At 64.8% G+C, this 2,979-nt stretch carries 2 protein-coding genes; one reads left to right on the forward strand and one right to left on the reverse strand.

The annotated features are described in order from the left end of the window. Positions 1-191: 191 nt before the first annotated feature. Positions 192-1,847 (reverse strand): energy-dependent translational throttle protein EttA, encoded by a 1,656-nt coding sequence (gene ettA / locus VDP82_RS16420; protein ID WP_323015904.1) that lies wholly within the window; start codon positions 1,845-1,847, stop codon positions 192-194. Positions 1,848-1,993: 146 nt separating this feature from the next. Here ettA and VDP82_RS16425 point away from each other — a divergent pair, with 146 nt between their 5' ends. Then, on the forward strand, positions 1,994-2,824 hold the full coding sequence (locus VDP82_RS16425) for an AraC family transcriptional regulator (RefSeq protein WP_323015905.1): 831 nt from the start codon (positions 1,994-1,996) through the stop codon (positions 2,822-2,824). Positions 2,825-2,979: the final 155 nt, after the last annotated feature.

Below are 2,979 nucleotides of genomic sequence, written 5' to 3' on the forward strand. Positions count from 1 at the left end.
GTCACAAAACGCTTCATACATTCCCCCAAGAATGCCAATCGTCGGGCCAGCGGCCACGCTTCTCGCACATATCGCAAAAAGCCCCGCCAACCCAAGCCTTTTCGTGGCCGGCCCGACCAAAGGGTTAAGGGGTGGCGCGCAAATTCCCCGATGTCGCCCCAACGCAAGGCCGGGGCGACGGAGCGCGGTTCCTACCGCGTCAGCGGCTTGTAGGTGGCGCGCTTGGGGTTGACCGCATCGGCGCCCAGGCGGCGGACCTTGTCGGCCTCGTAGTCCTGGAAATTGCCTTCGAACCATTCGACGTGGCTGTCACCCTCGAAGGCCAGCATATGGGTGGCCAGCCGGTCGAGGAACATGCGGTCGTGGCTGATGATGACGGCGCAGCCGGCGAATTCCTCCAGCGCCTCTTCCAGCGCGGCAAGGGTTTCGGTGTCCAGGTCGTTGGTCGGCTCGTCGAGCAGCAGCACATTGGCGCCGCTTTTCAGCATCTTGGCCAGATGCACGCGGTTGCGCTGTCCGCCCGAGAGATTGCCCACCTTCTGTTGCTGGTCGCCGCCCTTGAAGTTGAAGGCCGAAGTATAGGCGCGCGAATTCATCTCGCGCTTGCCCAGCATCAGCACCTCGTCGCCGCCCGAGATTTCCTCCCACACCGTCTTGTTGGGGTCGAGCGCGTCGCGGCTCTGGTCGACATAGCCTAGGTGCACGTTCTCGGCCACGGTAACGGTACCGCTATCGGGGGTTTCCTGCCCGGTCAGCATCTTGAACAGCGTGGTCTTGCCCGCGCCATTGGGCCCGATAATGCCGACAATGCCGCCGGGGGGCAGCTTGAAGCTGAGATTGTCGATCAAGAGCCGATCGCCGAAGGACTTGGACAGCCCCTCCACGTCGATGACGTTGTGGCCCAGCCGCTCGCCGGGCGGGATGATGATCTGGGCGGTGTGGGACTGGGTGCGGGCCTCGTTGAGCTTGACCAACTCGTCATAGGCCTTGATGCGCGCCTTGGATTTGGACTGGCGCGCCTGCGGCGACTGGCCCATCCATTCGCGCTCGCGCTCCAGCACCTTGGCGCGGGCGGCGTCCTCGCTCTTTTCCTGGGCGAAGCGCTTGGCCTTGGCGCCCAGATAGGCCGAGTAGTTGCCCTCATAGGGAATGCCGCGGCCGCGATCGAGCTCGAGAATCCAGCCGGTGACATTGTCGAGGAAGTAGCGGTCGTGGGTGATGATGAGCACCGCGCCCTCGAATTCGCGCAAATGCCGCTCCAGCCAGGCCGTGGTCTCGGCGTCCAGATGGTTGGTGGGTTCGTCCAGCAGCAGGAGGTCGGGCTTGGACAGCAGCAGCGCGCACAGCGCCACGCGGCGCTTCTCGCCGCCCGAGAGAGTGGTGACGTCGGCGTCGCCCGGCGGGCAGCCCAGCGCCTCCATGGCCACTTCCACCTGGGATTCGAGGTCCCACAGGTTCTGCGCGTCGATGATGTCCTGGAGCCTGGTCGCCTCGTCGGCGGTCTCGTCGGAATAGTTCATCATCAACTCGTTGTAGCGGTCGATGATGTCCTTCTTTTCCTTCACGCCCATCATGACGTTGCCCAGCACGTTGAGCGCCGGATCGAGCTGCGGTTCCTGGGCCAGATAGCCGACGCGCGCGCCATCGGCCACCCAGGCCTCGCCGGTGAATTCGGTGTCGATGCCGGCCATGATCTTGAGCAGGGTCGACTTGCCCGAGCCATTGGGGCCGAGCACGCCGATCTTGGCATCGGGGTAGAAGGAGAGATTGATATTGTCGAGCACCTTCTTGCCGCCGGCATAAGCCTTCGACATACCGTGCATATGATAGATGAACTGGCGCGCCATGGCGTCGTGACCTTCTCTTCGATTATGCTGCTAGCGATTGGGCGCCTATGTAGGCCAAGGCCATTGCCGGAGCAACAGCGCTGGCGCGTGAGAGGGCGGAACGGCGCCGGGAGGGGCGCCGGGTTCATCTGGGGGAGTGAACGGAATTGGACAAGCGCATCCACAAGGCCATCAGGCTGATCGAGGCCGGCATGGGCGAGCCGGTGAGGCTGGGCGAGATCGCGGAGCGGGTGGGCCTTTCCCGCCCGCATTTCAACCGGCTGTTCGTTGCCGCGACGCAGGAGACGCCCTCGGACTATCTGCGGCGCATCCGGCTCGATACCGCCGCCGCGCGCCTGCGCTGGAACAAGCATTCGGTCGGCGCCGCCGCCATCGATGTCGGCTATGACAGCCAGCCCTCCTTCACCCAGGCCTTCGCGCGGCGCCACGGCGTCTCCCCTTCCGTCTTCCGGCAGGATGAGGAGCGCTGGCCGGTCAAGGACAGCACCTTCATTCACGAGCGACGCGTACAACTGGTCGAGCTGGACGGCTTCACCTGCTGGGCGCGGCGCTTCATCGGCCCCACCGAGCGCGTGCCCTGGCATTGGCAGGCCTTCCTGGCGGATTTGCCGCCAGCCATTCGCGATCGCGCCGGTTTCGTCGGTCTCCTGCGGGACGATATCCGCTTCACGCCGCCCGAGCGCGTCCGCTATGACTGCGCGGTGATCGTGGATTGGGACGAGGACATGCCAGACACCCTCCATCCCCTCACCATCGGCCCCATGCTGGCCGCCACCATCCGCCATCAGGGCGGCTACGGGTTCGACAGGCAGACGGGGCTGTGCGTGGCCAACACCTATGCCTTCCTGCTCGATGAGTGGCTCAGCGCCAGCCGGCACAGCTTCGCGGGCGACTATACGCTGGAATTCTACGCCGACCGGCCCGGCCAGACCGAGCCCGACATGGTGCGGTGCATGATCGCGGCGCCAATCATTTAAAGCGTTTCACGATCCATGTGACGCGCGATTTCGTCCCACCCACGATGTCATCCCGGCCTCCGAGCCGGGATCCAGCTCCGCATGGTTCCACATCCATCGATGGGAGTGGATGGTCTTCAGGATGGATGCCGGCCGGAGCCTGCCCTGGGGCGCGA

This window comes from Devosia sp. (genome assembly GCF_034675085.1).
Classification (GTDB): domain Bacteria; phylum Pseudomonadota; class Alphaproteobacteria; order Rhizobiales; family Devosiaceae; genus Devosia.

Excerpts from the sequence above, each read along its gene's own strand:
- ettA (WP_323015904.1), bottom strand. The coding sequence starts at position 1,847 with ATGGCGCGCCAGTTCATCTATCATATGCACGGTATGTCGAAGGCTTAT.